Origin of the sequence: Chromobacterium alticapitis (genome assembly GCF_002924365.1) — a bacterium.
Lineage (GTDB): Bacteria > Pseudomonadota > Gammaproteobacteria > Burkholderiales > Chromobacteriaceae > Chromobacterium > Chromobacterium alticapitis.
In genome coordinates, this window is sequence record NZ_PQWB01000010.1 from 60711 (window position 1) to 79606 (window position 18896).

The window sequence follows — 18896 nt, forward strand, 5'->3', positions numbered from 1 at the left end:
CAGCGGAAGGTTCCGGGGGCGGCCGTGATGGGCTTACAGGGACTTCAGCGTGCCCTTTTCCAGCTTGGCGCTGACGGCGCCGCGCTGCACGTTGATTTCAACCTTGTCGGCGATCTCCAGCGTCAGGTATTGCTCGCTGACCTTGGATACGCGGCCGATGATGCCGCCCTGGGTGACGACTTCGTCGCCCTTCTGGATTTCCGACAGCATCTTCTGGGTTTCCTTCATGCGCTTCTGCTGAGGACGGATCATCAGGAAGTAGAACAGCACGAAGATCACGATCATGGGCAGGAAGCCCATCAGGTCGAAACCGGAAGGCGCGGCGCCGGCGGCGTAAGCGGGAGTAATGAACATCAGGGAAACTCCTAGATTCGTTATGCTTGAATTCAAACAGGCCATTGTAGCCATGCTCCATGGCTTTTCCAACCATGGAGAATGGCAAGAGCTTGGGACCGGCGGCGGAGCATTGCGGTTCCCCATGGCGAAGAGCGGCGCGGCGAAAGCGAAACCCACGCCGCGCGCGCCGCTTTTGCCGGGCGAGCTTAGTTGACGCCGCGCGCGCGTTTGGCCGCGAATTCCAGGCGGAAGTCCTCGAAGCGGTCGTCTTCGATGGCCTTGCGCATTTCGCGCATCAGTTCCTGGTAGTAATGCAGGTTGTGGATGGTGTTCAGGCGCGCGCCCAGGATTTCGCCCACGCGGTGCAGGTGGTGCAGGTAGGCGCGGCTGAAGTTGCGGCAGGCATAGCAGGCGCACTCCTCGTCCAGCGGCTTCTTGTCATCCTTGTAACGCGCGTTCTTGATCTTGACGTCGCCCCACTGGGTGAAGATCCAGCCATTGCGCGCGTTGCGGGTCGGCATCACACAGTCGAACATGTCCACGCCGTTGGCCACGCCGTGCACCAGGTCTTCCGGCGTGCCCACGCCCATCAGGTAGTGCGGCTTCTCTGCCGGCAGCATGTCCTTCAGCTCGGTCAGCATGCGATACATTTCCGGCTTGGGCTCGCCCACTGACAGGCCGCCGATGGCGATGCCGTCGAAGCCGACCTGCATCAGGCCTTCCAGCGACTCCTGGCGCAAATCGGTATAAAGGTTGCCTTGCACGATGCCGAACAGCGCATTCGGGTTTTTCAGGTCGTCGAAGGCGCGGCGCGAGCGCTCGGCCCAGCGCAGGCTCATCTGCAGCGACTTCTGCGCGGTGGCGTGGTCCACCTGGCCCGGCGTGCACTCATCCAGCTGCATCACGATGTCCGAATTGAGCACGGTCTGGATCTTCATCGAGATTTCCGGACTCAGGAACAGCTTGTCGCCGTTGATCGGGCTCTGGAAGGTGCAGCCTTCCTCGGTCAGCTTGCGCATGTCGGACAGGCTGAACACCTGGAAGCCGCCGGAGTCGGTCAGGATGGGCTTGTCCCAGCCTATGAACTCGTGCAGGCCGCCGAACTGCTCGACGATCTCCAGGCCCGGGCGCAGCCATAGGTGGAAGGTGTTGCCCAGGATGATCTGCGCGCCGATGTCGTTCAGCTCGACCGGGCTCATCGCCTTGACCGAGCCGTAAGTGCCCACCGGTTGGAATACCGGGGTCTCCACGGTGCCGTGGTTCAGCTCCAGAGTGCCGCGCCGAGCGCCGCCGGAGGTTTTGTGTACGGTAAACTTCAACATTATTCGAAGTGTCGCTTCAGGGTTTGTTTAGCAAAATCAGTCCGCTAGTATACAGCAAGCGCGCGGGCTGCGCCGAAAGCGCAAAAAAGTGCTTGCCAAGACAGGGAGGCTCTTATACTATGCACACCTCGACGACAGGCACGTAGCTCAGTTGGTTAGAGCACCACCTTGACATGGTGGGGGTCGTTGGTTCGAATCCAATCGTGCCTACCAAATTAAATGCATGGAGTTTTTCAAGTGAAATTCTTGCGAACTACCACAACCCGACATACTCACGAAAGCTGAGCCTTGCGGGTTGTACCATGCGAAAAAGAAGTGCGGCTCAGGCCGCACTTTTTTTTTGTCCTTTTGCTTTAGAATCGCTCACAAAAATCTCTCGCCCTCGTTGGAGTTGACATGCCAGACATTCGCTTGCCGGACGGCTCGGTCCGTTCTTTCGACAAACCGGTAACGGTTCATGAAGTGGCCGCTTCCATCGGCACTGGTCTGGCGCGCGCCGCGCTGGCGGGCCGCGTGGATGGCCAGCTGGTGGATACCAGCTACCTGATAGACGGCAACGCGGATTTGGCCATCGTCACCGATAAGGACGCCGACGGCCTGTCCATCATCCGCCACTCCACCGCTCACTTGCTGGCTTACGCGGTCAAGGAGCTGTTCCCGGAGGCGCAGGTGACCATCGGGCCGGAGATTGAAAACGGCTTCTACTACGACTTCGCCTACAAGCGTCCGTTCACGCCGGAAGACCTGGCAGCCATCGAGAAAAAGATGGCCGAGCTGGCGAAGAGGGATATTCCGGTGGAGCGCTACGAGCTGCCGCGCGATGAGGCCATCGCCTACTTCAAGAGCATAGGCGAGGCCTACAAGGCCGAAATCATCGAATCGATCCCGCAGGGCGAGGTGTTGTCCTTGTATCGCGAGGGCGAATTCACCGACCTGTGCCGCGGTCCGCACGTGCCGTCCACCGGCAAGCTCAAGGTATTCAAGCTGATGAAGGTGGCCGGCGCCTACTGGCGCGGCGACAGCAAGAACGAGATGCTGCAGCGCGTCTACGGCACGGCCTGGGCCAAGAAGGAAGACCTGGAAGCGTATCTGTTCATGCTGGAAGAGGCGGAGAAGCGCGATCACCGCAAGCTGGGCGTGCAGCTGGACCTGTTCCACCTGCAGGACGAGGCGCCGGGCATGGTGTTCTGGCACCCCAAGGGCTGGCAGCTGTGGCAGAACGTCGAGCAATACATGCGCGCCAAGCTGAATCATGAAGGCTACAAGGAAGTGCGCACGCCGATGATGATGGACGCCAACTTGTGGGAGCGTTCCGGCCATGCCGCCAACTACCGCGAGAACATGTTCATCACTGAATCGGAAAAGCGCGACTATGCGGTGAAGCCGATGAACTGCCCGGGCCATGTGCAGATCTTCAACAGCGGCCTGCGCTCCTATCGCGATCTGCCGCTGCGCTACGCTGAGTTCGGTTCCTGCCATAGAAACGAACCGTCCGGCGCGCTGCACGGCATCATGCGCGTGCGCGGCTTTGTGCAAGATGATGGCCACATCTTCTGTACGGAAGACCAGATCAATCAGGAAGCCAAGGATTTCCACCGCCTGGTGATGGAAGTGTACGACCGATTCGGCTTCGACAAGGTGGCGATCAAGCTGGCCTTGCGTCCGGAAAAGCGCATCGGCGAAGAGTCCACCTGGGACAAGGCCGAAGAAGGCATGCGCGAAGCGCTGCGAGCCTGCGGCGTGGAGTGGACGGAGCTGCCGGGCGAGGGAGCCTTCTACGGTCCTAAGATCGAATACCACATCAAGGACGCGCTGGGCCGCTCCTGGCAGTGCGGCACGCTGCAGCTGGACTTCATGCTGCCGGAGCGTCTGGACGCCGAATATGTGGCGGATGACAACAGCCGCAAGCGTCCGGTGATGTTGCACCGCGCGGCGCTGGGTTCGCTGGAGCGTTTCCTCGGCATTCTGATCGAAAACCATGCCGGAGCGTTCCCGCTATGGCTGGCGCCGGTGCAGATGGTGGTGATGAATATCACCGAAGTGCAGGCGGAATATGCCAGAGGCATTGCCAAAGCGCTTGAGAAACAAGGCTTCCGTGTCGATCTTGACTTGAGAAACGAGAAGATCGGCTATAAAATCCGCGAACATAGTCTGCAAAAGTTGCCGTACCAGATCATTGTCGGCGACAAGGAAAAGGCAGACGGACTGGTTGCCGTGCGCGCCCGCGGCGAGGACTTGGGCCAGCTCACGCTGGACGCGTTCATCGCTCGCCTCAAGGCTGAGATGCCTGAGGCCTGATTCGGCGGCGGCATACTTACATTTATTAGGAGATTTCAGCTATAGCTCAGGAACGCGAAGCACGGATCAACGGCGAGATTACCGCCCGCGAAATCCGTCTGGTAGGTAAGGAAGGTGAGCAGATTGGCATCGTCAGTCTGCGTGAAGCAATGGCTCTGGCCGAAGAGGGTGATGTGGATCTGGTAGAGATCTCTCCGACCGCTCAGCCGCCGGTGTGCAAGCTGATGGACTACGGTAAGTACAAGTACGAAATGTCCAAGAAGCGCCACGAAGCCAAGCAAAAGCAGAAGCAGGTTCAGATCAAGGAAATCAAGTTCCGTCCGGGCACCGACGATGGCGACTACAACGTCAAGTTGCGCAACCTGGTCCGTTTCCTGACTGAAGGCGACAAGGCCAAGGTCACCCTGCGCTTCCGCGGACGTGAGATGGCACACCAGGATATCGGCCTCGCGCTGCTCAAGCGCGTGGAAGCCGATTTGGCGGAAGTGGGCACGGTGGAGCAGTTCCCGCGCCTGGAAGGCCGCCAGATGGTAATGATGATTGCGCCGAAGAAGAAATAATCGGTATAATCGTCGTTCCGACACGGCAGAGTGCGCTCTGCCGTGTTGATTTTGTAGGTCGGCAACGATCTGCTCAAAAGCGTGACGCAGTGGTCCCAAGCGCTGGATGGTTAACCGGACAGCCACCCTGTGTCTAATCTAAACAAAATTCAGCAGGAGCATTTCCATGCCGAAAATGAAGACCAAGTCGAGCGCGAAAAAGCGTCTCAAAGTACTGGGTGGCGGTGGTTTCAAGCGTGCACACGCCTTCAAGCGTCACATCCTGACCAAGAAGACCACCAAGAACAAGCGCCAGCTGCGCGGCACCTCCATGGTGGACGCGACCAACGTGGCCTCTGTTCGCGCCATGATGCCCTACGCTTAAGGAGACCTGAAATATGCCACGCGTAAAACGCGGTGTAACCGCACGTGCTCGTCACAAGAAAATCCTCGCCCTGGCGAAAGGCTATCGCGGCCGCCGGAAGAACGTCTATCGCATCGCCAAACAGGCGGTGATGAAGGCGGGTCAATACGCCTACCGCGACCGTCGTCAGAAAAAGCGTCAGTTCCGTCAACTGTGGATTGCTCGTATCAACGCAGCTGCTCGTGAAAACGGCCTGCCGTACAGCAAGTTCATGAACGGTCTGAAAAAAGCCGGCATCGAAATCGACCGCAAGGTCCTGGCCGATCTGGCCGTGTTCGAAAAGGCCGCTTTTGCTCAGATCGTCGAAAAGGCGAAAGCAAGCCTCGCTGCTTAATCGCCCGGACGAACTTAAAGGGAGGCAATCGCCTCCCTTTTTTTCTATGCGCGTTTCCTAGAATGCTGATCCAATCCTGTATGTTTTTGCATGATTTGATCAGCCTTTTATTCGCATGCGGTGTGGAACACGATGAACAACGTTGACGCGATTCTCCAAGCCGGTCTGTCCGCCGTGGCCGGCGTGACCGATCTGATCGAGCTTGAGCAGGTCAAGGCGCGCTATCTCGGCAAGAGCGGCGAGCTGACCGAACTCCTGAAACAGCTGGGCAAGCTTGCGCCGGAAGAGCGCAAGGCAGCCGGTGCTGTCATCAACCAGGCCAAACAGGCGTTCGAGGCCGCGCACAACGACAAGCGCGACGCCCTGAATGCGGCCAAGCTGGAAGCCCAGCTCGCGTCGGAATCGCTGGACGTGACCCTGCCCGGCCGTGGCGCGGTGGGCGGCGGCCTGCACCCGGTGGCGTTGACGCTGGAGCGCATCAGCGGCCTGTTCCGCACCATGGGCTTCGAAGTGGCCGACGGTCCGGAAATCGAAAGCGATTTCTACAATTTCCAGGCGCTGAACATCCCGGAAAACCATCCGGCGCGCGCGATGGCCGATACCTTCTACGTGGAAGGCGGCGAGGTGCTGCGCACGCATACCAGCCCGATCCAGGCGCGCTTCATGGAAAACAACCAGCCGCCGATCAAGATCGTCGCGCCGGGCCGTGTCTACCGCGTGGACTCCGACGCCACTCATTCGCCGATGTTCCACCAGATGGAAGGTCTGTGGGTGGAAGAGGGCGTGTCCTTCGCTGATCTCAAGGCCGTGGTGACTGACTTCCTGCGCCGCTTCTTCGAGCGCGACGACCTGCAAGTGCGTTTCCGCCCGTCCTTCTTCCCGTTCACCGAACCGTCGGCCGAGATCGACGTGCTGGGCGAGCGCGGCTGGCTGGAAGTGGGCGGTTGCGGCATGGTGCATCCGAATGTGTTGCGTATCGCCAACATCGACCCGGAAAAATACACCGGCTTCGCCTTCGGCATCGGCCTGGACCGTTTCGCCATGCTGCGCTATGGCGTCAACGACCTGCGGCTGTTCTTCGAGAACGATCTCAACTTCCTGAAGCAATTCAACTGATCGCGCACGGAGCCGACTATGCAATTTTCCGAACAATGGCTGAGAAGCTGGGTCAATCCGGCGCTGAACACCGAGCAACTGTCCGAGCTGCTGACCATGGCTGGCTTGGAAGTGGAAGAAACCCAAGCCGCCGCGCCGGCCTTCTCCGGCGTGGTCATCGCCGAGGTGAAAGAGTGCGTCAAGCATGAGAACGCCGATCGCCTGCGCGTCACCAAAGTGGACGCGGGCACTGGCGAGCTGATCCAGATCGTCTGCGGCGCGCCCAATGTCGCCGTCGGCGTGCGCATTCCGTGCGCGCTGCCGGGCGCGGTGCTGCCTGGCGATTTCAAGATCAAGCCGACCAAGATGCGCGGCGTGGAATCGGGCGGCATGCTGTGTTCCGGCAAGGAGCTGGGCGTGCCGGAAGACGCGGACGGCCTGATGCTGCTGCCGGCCGACGCGCCGGTGGGCCAGAGCATCCGCGACTATCTGGGCCTGGACGATCAGCTGTTCACGCTGAAGATCACACCCAACCGCGCCGACAGCCTGTCCATCCGCGGCATCGCCCGCGAAGTGGCGGCGCTGACCGGCGCCGAGCTGAAACCGGTGGCCATCGCTCCGGTGGCGCCGTCCATCGACGACGTTCGTCCGGTGAAGATCGAATCGCGCCAAGCCTGCGGCCGCTACCTGGGCCGCGTGCTCAAGGGCGTCGACGCCGCCGCGGCCACGCCGGCCTGGATGCGCCAGCGCCTGGAGCGTTCCGGCTTGCGTTCGATTTCGGCCATCGTCGACATCACCAATTACATCCTGCTGGAGCAGGGCCAGCCGATGCACGCTTTCGATCTGGCCAAGATCGAGGGCGGCATCACCGTTCGCCAGGCGCGCGCCGGCGAGAGCCTGCTGTGCCTGAATGAAAAGACTGTCGAACTGCAGGACAAGCATCTGGTGATCGCTGACGACGCCAAGGCGCTGGCCATGGGCGGCATCATGGGCGGCGAGCAGAGCGGCGTCACCACGGCGAGCCGCGACATTTTCCTGGAATCCGCCTTCTTCGCGCCGGAAGCGATCGCCGGCAAAGCGCGCGAGCTGGGCTTCGGCTCGGATTCGTCCTACCGCTACGAGCGCGGCGTGGACTTTGAGCTGCAGCGCGACGCGATCGAGCGCGCCACCCGCCTGGTGCTGGACATCTGCGGCGGCGAAGCCGGCCCGGTGATCGAGGAAGTGGCCGAGCTGCCGCGCCGCCAGGCCGTGCAGCTGCGCGTGGCCCGCGTGGCCAAGCTGCTGGGCGTGGCGCTGGACGCCGGCCAGATCGGCGACATCCTGTCCCGTCTGAGCCTGTCCTGGACGCTGGAGCAGGAAGTGTTCACCGTGCAGGCGCCGTCGTTCCGCTTCGATATCGAGATCGAGGAAGATCTGATCGAGGAAGTGGCGCGCGTCTACGGCTACAACAGCATTCCGGCCGAGGCGCCGCGCTCCTCCATGCGCATGCTGAAGCAGTTGGAAGAGCTGCGCCCGGTGGATCAACTGCGTCATCTGCTGGCTGGCCGCGACTACCAGGAAGTGGTCAGCTACGCCTTCGTCGACGAGCGCTGGGAGCGCGACTTCGCCGGCAACGCCGACCCGGTGCGCCTGATCAACCCGATCGCCAGCCAGATGAGCGTGATGCGTTCTACGCTGATCGGCGGCCTGGTGGACGTGCTGGCGGGCAACATCAACCGCAAGCAGCCGCGCGTGCGCGTGTTCGAGGCGGCCCGCGTATTCCGCAAGGCGGAGCAGGGATTGGCGCAGCCGGAAAAAGTGGCCGGTCTGGCCTGGGGCGCGCGTTTGTCCGAGCAATGGGGCGCCAAGGCTGAACGAGTGGACTTCTTCGACGTCAAGGCTGACGTGGAGGCTCTGCTGCATCCGGTCAAGGCGGCATACCGCAAGGCCAGCCATCCGGCCTTCCACCCCGGCCGCTGCGCCGAGGTGCTGGTGGGCGGCGAGGTTGTCGGCGTGATCGGCGAGCTGCATCCGCAGTGGGTTCAAGCCTATGATCTGGTCAATGCGCCGGTATTGTTCGAGCTGGGGCTGGATGCCGCCGTCGCGCGCAGCCGCATCAAGGCGCAGCCGGTCAGCAAGTTCCAGCCGGTGCGCCGCGACCTGGCCTTGCTGGCGGACGAAGCGGTGACCGTGGCGCAACTGTTGGCTGCGTTCGACGCCAAGCGCGCGGCCATAGTCAGCGAAATCGCGCTGTTTGACGTCTACCGTGGCAAAGGCGTCGCCGAAGGCAAGAAGAGTCTGGCCTTTAGCGTGCTGATGCAGGACAATAGCCGCACTTTGACCGACGAGGACGTGGAGCCGGCCATGCAGGCCCTGCTTGACGCCGCGTTGGAGCTGGGCGCGCAATTGCGCGTTTGATTAGGATTTGGGCGGGCGCTCGCGCCCGCCATTGGTTCAGAAGTTTGAGGGGAATGTCATGACTTTGACGAAGGCTGAACTGGCCGATTTGCTGTTTGACCAGGTAGGTCTGAACAAACGCGAAGCCAAGGACATGGTCGAGTCGTTTTTTGAAGAGATCCGGCTGGCGCTGGAGTCCGGGGATTCGGTGAAATTGTCGGGTTTCGGCAATTTCCAGCTGCGCGACAAGCCGCAGCGTCCGGGTCGCAATCCCAAGACCGGGGAAGAGATTCCCATCACCGCGCGCCGTGTGGTAACGTTCCACGCAAGCCAGAAACTCAAGGGAATGGTTGAGCAATACCATGCTAACAAGCAAGGCTGATCTACCGTCGATTCCGTCCAAGCGTTACTTCACCATCAGCGAGGTTGGCGAGCTGGCGGGAGTAAAGCCGCACGTGCTGCGATATTGGGAGCAGGAGTTTTCCCAGCTGCGCCAGGTGAAACGGCGCGGCAATCGCCGTTATTACCAGCATCACGAAGTGTTGCTGGTGCGGAAAATCCGCGAACTGCTTTACGATGACGGCTTCACCATTCAAGGCGCGCGCCAGCGTCTTGGAATGGGCGAGGACGGCGCGCGCCCGATCTCGGCGCAGGAAGTTCGCGCCGAATTGGAATCCATCCTGGAATGGTTGGATTCGGGTATTGGCAAAAAAGAATAAATCGGTTAGACTACGTTTCTCTTGAGTCGGGGTGTAGCGCAGCCTGGTAGCGCATCTGCATGGGGTGCAGAGGGTCGGAAGTTCGAATCTTCTCACCCCGACCAATCAAGACACGAAACATCAAAGAAGCCCTGCTTATGCAGGGCTTTTTTGTTTTCGCCATTTGATCTGCCGAGTTTGGCGCGCCGCGCCGCCAGGGAATGGTTCTGACGTCTGATTATTCGCGCGTTTAGCGGGGATGGCGTCGTTTTTCATTCTCAAGCCGCGCGTGCATTCGATTTGCGCTCCCTTTTCTTTCTCCTGATATACTCGATTGGAACAAGCCGCTTATTCATTGTGGTTTGAAACAACTTTCATAAATCATTGCTTTACATTCGAATTCGGCAACCAAGCTTATGAGCAGCACGCGCCCCGACTCTCCATGCGTCGCCTTGTGTTCCACCGCGCTGGGCGATAATGTATGCCGCGGCTGCGCGCGCACTTTTGGCGAGATCAGCCAATGGTGTTTCCTGGATCAGGAGGCGCGGGAGGCGGTTTGGCTGCGCTTGCCGCAACGCCAGCGCTTATTGAAACTGGCTGCGGCGTGCGGCGCCTTGCTGGAGCTGGATAGTCTGGACGGCGTGGAGTGGGGGCGTCTGCCGAATGGCGTGTTGTACCGGCTGGACGATGGCGGCGCTCTGCTGCGTCGGTCTGGCGACGGCGTGGCCGAGGCGTGGTCTGGCTGCGCGTCAGCTTTGCCGGAGGCGGCCGCCTGGCTGGGCGGGTCATGACAAGGAGAGGGCGTGGCGGATAGTTCGCGGGCGGAGTTTTGGGAGCAAAGGTATCGCGACGGCGTGATGCCTTGGGAGGGCGCGAGCTTGCCGGAGCCGGCGCGGCTATTCTTCGCCGCCAGGCCGCCCGGGCGAGTGCTGCTGCCCGGCTGCGGCAGCGCGGCGGATATGCCGCCGCTGCGCGCCATGGGCCATCAGGTCTTGGCCGTCGATTTCAGCGAGGCGGCCATAGCGCTGGCTCGCAGCCACTGGCCGGAGGCGGCGGACAGCCTGCTTCTGGCTGATTTCTTCGAATTGAAATTGCCCGCTTTCGACTGCGTGTTCGAGCGGGCTTTTTTGTGCGCGCTGCCGCCGGATAGGCGAGCGCCTTATGCGCGGGCGGTAGCGGGCATGATCCAGCCGGGCGGCGCGTTGGTTGGCGTGTTTTTCATGGGGGAGGGCGAGAAGGGGCCGCCGTTCGGGGTGGGGGAGGCAGAGCTGGAAGCCTTGCTGAGCCCGTGGTTCGAACTGGAGCAGACGCAGTCTTTACCGGATGGTTTGCCGGTTTTCGGCGGCAAGGAGCGCTGGATGGTATGGAGACGGCGAATGTTTGATTTGGATCAAGCATTTCCGTCCTAAGGAGGTGGCCGGCGCGGCCGCTTTCAGAAAAAATAGCGACCGATAAAAATATAACGGTCCAGAGTGTTTGGGAGGAGAGCAAATGGAGTGGTTCTGGCGGTTTTACACGTTTTCAGAAAAAGCCTTCTGGAATAGTCTGACCAAGAAGCTGGGCAGTTTTTTCTTTATCAGCCTGTTTCAATTGCTGATGGCGGCTTACTGCTACTACGCCTTGAGCGATATACGGGCGACGGTGCGCGATGCCGGCGTGTCGGCCCAGGTGCTGGCCAAGGTGGACGCCACGGTGGATAGCGCCTTGTATTGGACGCTGGGGCTGTGGGCGCTGAGCTTCCTGTTCATCGCCTTCATGGTGTGGTATCTGCGTTACCTGATCGTCCGGCCGCTGCGGATGATCATTCAGATTTTCAACGAGATAGGCGCCGGCGCCGGCGATCTGTCGCGAGAAATTCCCACCATCACTTACGACGAAATCCGTGAGCTTTCGCTGTCTTATAACCGCTTCCTGCTGAAAATGCGCGAAATCATCAGCAATGTGCGGCGGATGACGGTGCGCATCGCCATGGATTCGGCGGTGACGCGGCGCAATGTGACGGAGTCTGCGGGAAGCGCGCGGCAGCAGGACGAGTTGGCCAAGCAGGTCAGCCATGCCAGCGACCAATCCACGCGTGGTGTAGAGCAGGTCACGGAGCAGACCGAGGCCATTTCGGCGACGACGGCGGTCAATCTGAACGCCGCGCGCGAGTCCTACGAAGAGCTGCGCTCGGTGACTGAGAGCATCCACGATATCAGCCGTAAAGTGGGTCATTTCAACCATACGGTGGAAGACTTGAGCCAACGTTCGGCCAGCATCAAGACCATTGTGGATTTGATCAAGGACGTGTCCGAGCAGACTAATCTGCTGGCGCTGAACGCAGCGATCGAGGCGGCGCGCGCCGGCGAGAGCGGCCGCGGCTTCGCCGTGGTGGCTGACGAGGTGCGCAAACTGGCCGAGCGCGTGAAGACGGCTACCGACGAGATTTCGCACAATATCGACGGCATGCTGGGCCTGGTGGCCGATACGCAGCAGGAGACGGCCGCGATCACCGAGGATACCAATCAGGCGCGAGACGTGATCTCGCGCGCCTCCGAGCATTTCAGCAAGATGATGGGAGACTTCGAGTCCACCTCTTCCAGCCTGAGCCAGATCGCGACGACCATGCATGAATTCATGGACAGCAATCAGCAGGTCAACCAGCATGTAGCTGAAATTCACCAGCTGGGATTGGTGGTGAACCAGCGTTTGGGCGAGACCGAGCGCGCCGCGAATGAGTTGACCGAGGCGGCGGAGCAGGTGCAGGGACTGGTTTCGAAGTTCGTGATCGGAGATGGCGCGTTCGATCAGGCGTTGAATCACGCCCGTTCGGCGCGGGATCAGGTGTTGCAGGTGCTGCAGACGGAACTGCAGCGCGGCGTAGATCTGTTCGATCAGCGCTATCAGCCCATCACGGGGACCAAGCCGACCAAATACCGGACCGCTTACGACGATAAGCTGGAAAAGCAGTTGCAGCCTCTGACGGACAGGGTTGTCAGCCTGATTCCCGGCGGCAAGTTCTGCGTGGCGGTGGATAGCAATGGCTATGCGCCCACGCATAACAGCTGGTATAGCCGCCCCTTGAGCGGCGATGCGCAGAAGGACTTGATGGAAAGCCGCGACAAGCGCATTTTCAACGATCCGGCCGGCTTGCGCGCTGCGCGCAATATCCAGCCCTTCCTGCTGCAAACCTATAGCCGCGATACCGGTGAAGTTTTGTCCGAGGTGGTGTTGCCGCTGGAATTGCGCGGCCGTCATTGGGGCGCGCTGCGGGTGGGCTTCGATCCCAACACCTTGTTGGCGCAGGGCTGAGCGCGGGGGGAAGCGAAAAGGGGGCTGCGGCCCCCTTCTTTATGGCATGGGCGATTTACAGCGACAGCGGCGTCAGCAGCGTGACGATGCCGAGACCGACGAACAAGGCGGCGGCGATGGCGTGCATTATCTTTTGCGGTATTTTCTTCGCCGCCACTTCGCCCAGCAGCACGGCCGGCACATTGGCCAGCATCATGCCCAGCGTGGTGCCGGCCACCACCATGTAAAGCTGCTCCGGGAAGCGCGCGGACAGCGCGATGGTGGCGATCTGCGTCTTGTCCCCCATCTCGGCCAGGAAGAAGGCGATGACGGTGGTGCCGAACACGCCGAAACGCTCGAGAAGCTTGTCATCCTCATCTAGTTTGTCTGGAATCAGCATCCAGGCCGCCATCGCGACGAAGGAAATGCCGAGGCCCCAGCGCATGATGTCCGGGCCCACTTTGAGCATCAGCCAGTGGCCGACGGCGGCGGCTGCGAAGTGGTTGACCAGCGTTGCGACGAAAATGCCCAAGATGATGGGAACGGGTTTTTTGAAGCGAGAGGCCAGCAGCAGGGCCAGCAATTGGGTTTTGTCGCCGATTTCGGCCAGAGCCACCACGCCGGTGGAAATCAGGAAGGCTTGCATGACTGCTCCAGGGGCCGCGGATACGCCATGACAAACCTGCGCGGCGGCCCCGCTGCGCGCAAGCATATCATGGGTCTTGCCAAACAGGATTTGTCGCGACGGCCATGGCGAACGCCAAGTATGTTGACCGCCGCCGGCGCTGTCGCGCGCCGAGGCTACTCCCCCAGAACGAGGCGGATTGTAGGGTAATCGCCTGGCGCGGGCAAGCGTTGGGCGCTTAGGCGCGTGGCGGAGCTGAGTAGGGTCAGCCGGCCTCCACGCGATTGCGGCCGGCTTTTTTGGCGCGATACAAAGCTTGGTCGGCGCGGGTTTCGATTCTGCTGATCGTGTCGCCTGCTTGATAGCTGGCGACGCCAAAGCTGGCGGTCATCTGCCCCGCTTCGGCAAACGCATGCTCGGCAATCGCCGCTCGCAAAGACTCGGCCACCAGCAGCGCGCCATCGCGTTCGGTATGCGGACAAATCACCAAAAACTCTTCCCCGCCCCAGCGGCCGCAAACATCGCTTTGCCGCACCCTGCCGCTCAATACCTGGGCCACCCCTTTGAGTACTGCATCTCCGGTGTGATGGCCCCAGGTGTCATTAACCCTTTTGAAGTGATCCACATCGAGCAAGATCAGGGAAAACACGGAACCATGGCGGCGCGATTCGGCGAAATAGGTTTCGAGAGATTGATCCAGAAACAGCCGGTTGGCCAAGCCGGTGAGCTTGTCCGTCACCGATAGTCGAGCCAACTCGGAGTTTTTCTCTTGCAGCTCGCGCGTGCGCTCCGCCACTGTACGCTCCAGCGACGCATTCAGCTCGCGCAAGGCTTCATTCTGTTGCTTCAGGCTGCGGTCCAGCGCATATGTCCTGAGCGCGGTTTGCAGCGTCAGCACCAGATCGTCGTTATCCCACGGTTTTTCAATGAAACGATACAGTCCGGCTTGATTGATGGCGCGCTTCACCCCCATCAGATCGCTCTGTCCGGTCAGCATGATATTCATGGTCGCTGGCAGCCGCTGGCGTATCGCGGCCAGCAATTCATCGCCCTTCATGCCCGGCATGATGTAGTCGGCAAAGACGACAGGAACTTCTTCTCCTTCCGCGCGCAAGGCGTCTACCAATTCCAGCGCTTCTTCGGCGCTCTCGGCGATTTCAATTGACTGGTGCTTGTCCAGATTTTGCGAGAGCAGGGCGCGCAGGGCATTCAGAACCGAAATATCGTCGTCGACGCATAAAATCACCTCGTTGGCCACGACGCCTCCCTTGTTTTGCGATGGCTGACTGTCTTGAGGATAGGCTAGTTCGGGCGGGAAATCGGGCGTCGTATGTGTGCGGAACCGCTATACTGGCTTGCGGACCCCTCAGCCCAATCTCTCCCCATATGGCCGCTCCTTACCGCCGCTTGATCGAATTCGCCTGCCTTGCCGCCCGTTTGGGGCTTGTCTTCTGGTTTGCATGGTGCAGCGCGCTAGCCTGGCCGGCCACGGCTTGGGCGCCATTGGCCGATGCTGTCTTTACCCATCTGGGCAAGGAGCAGGGGCTGCCCGATACCGTCGTGACATCTCTCGCCGAGGATGGCGCGGGTTTTTTGTGGATAGGCACGCAAGGCGGGCTGGCGCGCTGGGACGGCTACCGTTTCCGCAATTACCAGCCTGACTCCCATCAAGCCGGCAGCCTGCCGGATAATCGCATCCGCAGCCTGTATGCCGACCATGCCGGCCATCTATGGGTGGGCACTTACGCCGCTGGTTTGGCGCGCTATGATCCGGCAAAGGACCGTTTCACCATCTGGAGCCGCACCCAAAACAACGAGGACCTGAGCGATTCCATGGTGAATGCCATGCTGGACGATGGTCGCGGCGGCTTGTGGGTTGGCACGGAAAACGGACTGTATCACCTGGACGCGCAAGACCGCCTGAGTCGCCAGGCGCTCAATAATCGGCGAGATCACGGAGGATTGCTGTCTGGCCAAGTGCGGGCCTTGGCGCTGGATCATCATGGCACGCTTTGGGTCGGCACCGGCGGCGGTTTGGCCCGGCGCGATGCCGACGGCGGATTCAGCCCGGTCATGCTGCCGGCCGGACCGGGGCAGCAGCCCTTTGTCAGCGTCTTGCATGTCGCCAGCGATGGGCGATTGTGGATTGGCTGCAAGCAGCGCGGTGCTTTCAGGCTGAACCCCGCCGATGGCGCGGCCACGGCCCTGCAGGAAAACGGCAAAGTAGACAGTCCGCTCGCGCATCAATGGGTGGACGGCATCGCCGAGCCGCATCCCGGCGAGATATGGCTCGGCACTTATGGCCAGGGCATTGTCGTCATCGACCAGAACAGCGGCGAAACTCGACGCCTGCGCCATGACCGCGCTTTGCCGGTCAGCCTGAGCGACGACTACATCTGGGCGCTTCATTCTGGCCGCAACGGCCTGTTGTGGATAGGCAGCCAGAATGGTTTGAGCCGCGCCAATCCAACGCAAGGGGCGATCCTGTCCGTATTCGGCGCCAGCAGCAAGCCCGAGGGTGTCACCGATACCGATGTCACCAGCGTGCTGAATCTGTCGGATGGCCGGGTGTGGCTAGGGCAGGCCAGCCATGGCATTGATGTCATCGACCCGGTGCGCGGCCGCCTGGGCGCATTGCGCCCGGATCCCTCGCATCCTGATCGGGCTTTGCCGGATGGCTACATTCCCGCCATGGCGGAAGCGAGCGACGGCAGCGTGTTGATCGCCACTGGGGCGGGTTTGTATCGGGCTTCTCCTTTTGAGATGACGGTGCAGCGTATACAGCGGCCGGGCCGTCGAGTAGACGGCGCCGTGCAGGCGGTGTTGATTCGGGGCGATACCGCCTGGATAGGGGGCGGTACCGATGGCTTGTTTGCGCTCGACCTGGCCGCGTCCTCCCAAACGCCGCTGCGGCACATTCCTGGCTTGAGTTCAGAGGCGATCAACGCCATCGCGCCGGCGGCCGGCGGCAAGCTATGGGTCGGCACCGATAACGGACTGAACCTGTATGATCCGGCCACCCATGGCAACCGGATATTCCGCAGCAACGCGGCGGATCCCGCTTCGCTGTCGAGCAATGCCATTGCCTGCCTGCTGACGGACCGGGGCGGCCGCTTGTGGGTTGGCACGACCGGCGGCGGCATCAATCTGCTGCAAGGGGTGGATGCCGATGGCCGCGGACGGTTCCTGCGCCTGGGCAAGGCCCAAGGCTTGCCGGACGGCAATGTCGACAAATTGCTGGCAGACGGCAAGGGCCGCATCTGGGCCAGCGCCGATAATGGGCTGGCCATCATCGACTCGTCCACCTTGCGCATCCGCGCGCTGAGTCAGGCGGATGGGCTGGCCATCGGCAATTTCTGGGTGGGGTCCGGCGCAGCCGCGCCTGGCGGGGAATTATTGTTCGGCGGCACGGGCGGGCTGGTCGTGGTGAGGCCGGAGCGTTACCAGGCCGGTGACGACCGTCAGCTGTTGCGCATTACCGAGCTCACCATAGATGGCGCGCCTGTCCCGCCGGGCGCTCAGTTGGCCGACAGCCGCTTTCCCGTCTTGAGCGTCTCCGCTGCGGCAAACAGCCTGCGCGTAGAGTTCAGCGCGCTCGATTATGCCGCGCCGGAACGCATCCGCTACGCCTATCGCCTGGAGGGATTCGACAAAAGCTGGATCAGCGCCGACGCCAGCCATCGCACGGCGGTCTACACCAATCTGGCGCCGGGCGACTATCGCTTGCATCTGCGGGCAAGCAATCGCGAAGGTCAATGGACAAATGCGTCAACGGAATTACCATTTGCGGTGCAGCCCGCCTGGTATCAGACCGCATGGTTCCGCGCGCTGCTGGGCTTGCTGGCCTTGGCGGGGCTCTATTTGTTTGTCTGGGCGCGAACGGCGGTGCTGCACAAACAGCGCCGCGCGCTGAGCGAGGAAGTGGAGCGTCAGACGCTGGCATTGCAATCGGCGAATGCCGAGCTCGCCGTCTCGGCCGATATCCTGCGGCAACTGGGCGATGTCGGGCGCGACATTACCGCCAAGCTGAACGCCGCGGACGTGTTCGTATCCTTGCAGCGCCATATCGCGGAGCTGCTGGATTGCCCGCACATCTCGCTGTACAGGCTGAGTTCCGACGGCAGCCTGCTGAATCGCGTGTTCAGCGCGGAGGACGGCAAGCCCCTGCCATATGACACCATTCCGCTGGATTTGCCGCACTCCAATTCCGCCCGCGCCATCCGCGAGCAGCGCGAAATCCTCACTGAATGGGAGCCAGACACTCCCAGCCCCAGCCATATGCCCGGCACCCGGCGCATGCTGACCAATCTGTTCGTGCCGCTGATCGTGGGCCGGCAAACCTTGGGCGTGATGAGCATTCAGTCGGACAAGCAGCATGCTTTCGGCGAGCGCGAATGCATGATCTTTCGCACGCTGTGCGCCTACGCGGCCATCGCGCTGGCCAATGGCGACGCTTACCACGCCGCGCAAACCGCCGAAGCCCAAACCGCCGCCGCCCTGCAAGAGCTCAAGCACGCCCAGGCGCAGATGATCCAGCAAGAAAAAATGGCGTCCTTGGGCCAATTGATCGCCAATGTCGCTCATGAAATCAACACGCCGATCGGCGCCATCAAGTCCAGCAACCAGAGCGGCGCGATCGCTTTTCGCCGCGCGATGCTGCAGCTGTTGCAACTGGCGCCGGTGCTGGAGGATCCCTTGCGAGAGCTGTTTGCCGACCTGCTGGCACATTGCCATCCCGCCGGCAGCCAGGGTTTGAGCAGCCGCGAGCAGCGCGCTTTGCGACGCAGCCTGCTGGGCGAGCTGGAGAGTTTGCGGATCGACGGCGCCAACCAAGTCGCGGATGTCTTCCTGCAGTGCCATTTGCAAGGCGGCATCGCGCGTTACACGCCGCTCTTGCTGCACGACTCGCGCGATCTGGTTCTCGATACGGCGCAGCAAATGTCGATTGCGCTGGGCAATGCCGCCAATATCGAAGCCGCGATCGAGCGGGTGGGGAAGATCGTCTATGCGCTCAAGTCGTTTTCGCGCCACGACAGCAGCGGCATCTTTCACGAGGTCGACGTGCGAGACAGCATCGACACCGTGCTCACCATCTATCAACACCAGCTGCGCCAGGGAGTGGAAGTCGTGCGCGAATACGAAGACGTCCCGCGCATACCTTGCTTGCCGGATGAGCTGGGCCAGGTGTGGACCAATCTGGCTCACAATGCGCTGCAGGCCATGAACGGCAAGGGCACGCTTACCATTGTCGTGCGGCAATCCGGCGATGAGGTCGCCATCGCCATGCGCGATACCGGACATGGCATTCCCGCCGCCATCCGCGACAAAATCTTCGAGCCCTTTTTCACCACCCGCCGCAGCGGCGAAGGCAGCGGCCTGGGGCTGGATATCGTCAGCAAGATCATTGCCCGCCACCATGGGCGCATCGAGATCGATAGCGAAGAAGGGCGAGGCGCCACCTTCACCGTCTTTCTACCGATGCGCCAGATGGAAGCGTGAGAGGAGGGGATCAAGGCCCGGCTCCGGCGGGCAAGCCGCGGGCGTTGGAGGCCGCCGCTTCAAGGCGACCAGTTGGGAGA

17 protein-coding genes and 2 tRNA genes are annotated in these 18896 nt (G+C 61.4%); 15 read left to right on the top strand and 4 right to left on the bottom strand.

What is annotated here, in order from left to right:
* Positions 1-33: 33 nt before the first annotated feature.
* The gene (gene yajC / locus C2I19_RS02005; RefSeq protein ID WP_103901057.1) at positions 34-354 is read right to left on the bottom strand and encodes a preprotein translocase subunit YajC; all 321 of its coding nucleotides are present in this window, start codon (positions 352-354) and stop codon (positions 34-36) included.
* A 22-nt stretch (positions 355-376) separates the two neighbouring features.
* Here yajC and C2I19_RS21950 point away from each other — a divergent pair, with 22 nt between their 5' ends.
* Positions 377-550, top strand: a complete 174-nt coding sequence (locus C2I19_RS21950; RefSeq protein ID WP_158253612.1) for a hypothetical protein — start codon at positions 377-379, stop codon at positions 548-550.
* On the opposite strand, the gene tgt is transcribed toward C2I19_RS21950, so the two are convergent.
* Complete coding sequence (gene tgt, locus C2I19_RS02010; protein ID WP_103901058.1) at positions 543-1658, bottom strand: tRNA guanosine(34) transglycosylase Tgt; 1116 nt, start codon at positions 1656-1658, stop codon at positions 543-545. The two genes, C2I19_RS21950 and tgt, sit on opposite strands and share 8 nt — an antisense overlap.
* A 136-nt stretch (positions 1659-1794) precedes the next feature.
* Between tgt and C2I19_RS02015 the strand changes: the two genes are divergently transcribed.
* The 13 genes from C2I19_RS02015 to C2I19_RS02075 all read left to right on the top strand — a co-directional run bounded on the left by C2I19_RS02015 (position 1795) and on the right by C2I19_RS02075 (position 12713).
* Positions 1795-1871: transfer RNA gene (locus tag C2I19_RS02015), tRNA-Val, on the top strand.
* Positions 1872-2054: 183 nt separating this feature from the next.
* The gene (gene thrS / locus C2I19_RS02020; protein WP_103901059.1) at positions 2055-3956 is read left to right on the top strand and encodes a threonine--tRNA ligase; all 1902 of its coding nucleotides are present in this window, start codon (positions 2055-2057) and stop codon (positions 3954-3956) included.
* Positions 3957-3997: 41 nt separating this feature from the next.
* Positions 3998-4516, top strand: a complete 519-nt coding sequence (infC, locus tag C2I19_RS02025; RefSeq protein WP_076098326.1) for a translation initiation factor IF-3 — start codon at positions 3998-4000, stop codon at positions 4514-4516.
* 166 nt (positions 4517-4682) lie between these two features.
* The gene (gene rpmI, locus C2I19_RS02030) at positions 4683-4880 is read left to right on the top strand and encodes a 50S ribosomal protein L35 (RefSeq protein ID WP_011134904.1); all 198 of its coding nucleotides are present in this window, start codon (positions 4683-4685) and stop codon (positions 4878-4880) included.
* 13 nt (positions 4881-4893) lie between these two features.
* A complete protein-coding gene (gene rplT / locus C2I19_RS02035) occupies positions 4894-5253 on the top strand; it encodes a 50S ribosomal protein L20 (RefSeq protein ID WP_043575501.1) in 360 nt (119 codons plus the stop codon).
* 132 nt (positions 5254-5385) lie between these two features.
* Positions 5386-6369: a phenylalanine--tRNA ligase subunit alpha gene (gene pheS, locus C2I19_RS02040; RefSeq protein WP_103901060.1), complete on the top strand. Its 984-nt coding sequence runs from the start codon at positions 5386-5388 to the stop codon at positions 6367-6369.
* An 18-nt stretch (positions 6370-6387) separates the two neighbouring features.
* Entirely contained in the window at positions 6388-8745 is a 2358-nt protein-coding gene (gene pheT, locus C2I19_RS02045; RefSeq protein ID WP_103901061.1) for a phenylalanine--tRNA ligase subunit beta, read from the top strand.
* Positions 8746-8803: 58 nt separating this feature from the next.
* Positions 8804-9106 (top strand): integration host factor subunit alpha, encoded by a 303-nt coding sequence (locus C2I19_RS02050; RefSeq protein ID WP_011134908.1) that lies wholly within the window; start codon positions 8804-8806, stop codon positions 9104-9106.
* Positions 9087-9443, top strand: a complete 357-nt coding sequence (locus C2I19_RS02055; RefSeq protein WP_103901062.1) for a MerR family transcriptional regulator — start codon at positions 9087-9089, stop codon at positions 9441-9443. The genes C2I19_RS02050 and C2I19_RS02055 overlap by 20 nt, the downstream gene beginning before the upstream one ends.
* A 27-nt stretch (positions 9444-9470) precedes the next feature.
* Positions 9471-9547: transfer RNA gene (locus C2I19_RS02060), tRNA-Pro, on the top strand.
* Positions 9548-9838: 291 nt separating this feature from the next.
* On the top strand, positions 9839-10213 hold the full coding sequence (locus tag C2I19_RS02065; RefSeq protein WP_103901063.1) for a DUF1289 domain-containing protein: 375 nt from the start codon (positions 9839-9841) through the stop codon (positions 10211-10213).
* Between the two features lie 12 nt (positions 10214-10225).
* On the top strand, positions 10226-10831 hold the full coding sequence (locus C2I19_RS02070) for a methyltransferase domain-containing protein (protein WP_103901064.1): 606 nt from the start codon (positions 10226-10228) through the stop codon (positions 10829-10831).
* A gap of 82 nt (positions 10832-10913) precedes the next feature.
* Positions 10914-12713, top strand: a complete 1800-nt coding sequence (locus tag C2I19_RS02075; RefSeq protein ID WP_103901065.1) for a methyl-accepting chemotaxis protein — start codon at positions 10914-10916, stop codon at positions 12711-12713.
* Between the two features lie 55 nt (positions 12714-12768).
* On the opposite strand, the gene C2I19_RS02080 is transcribed toward C2I19_RS02075, so the two are convergent.
* Entirely contained in the window at positions 12769-13338 is a 570-nt protein-coding gene (locus C2I19_RS02080) for a TMEM165/GDT1 family protein (RefSeq protein WP_103901066.1), read from the bottom strand.
* 244 nt (positions 13339-13582) lie between these two features.
* Positions 13583-14575: a GGDEF domain-containing response regulator gene (locus C2I19_RS02085; RefSeq protein ID WP_103901067.1), complete on the bottom strand. Its 993-nt coding sequence runs from the start codon at positions 14573-14575 to the stop codon at positions 13583-13585.
* Positions 14576-14820: 245 nt separating this feature from the next.
* Here C2I19_RS02085 and C2I19_RS02090 point away from each other — a divergent pair, with 245 nt between their 5' ends.
* Positions 14821-18816, top strand: a complete 3996-nt coding sequence (locus tag C2I19_RS02090; RefSeq protein WP_158253613.1) for a two-component regulator propeller domain-containing protein — start codon at positions 14821-14823, stop codon at positions 18814-18816.
* Positions 18817-18896 lie beyond the last annotated feature (80 nt).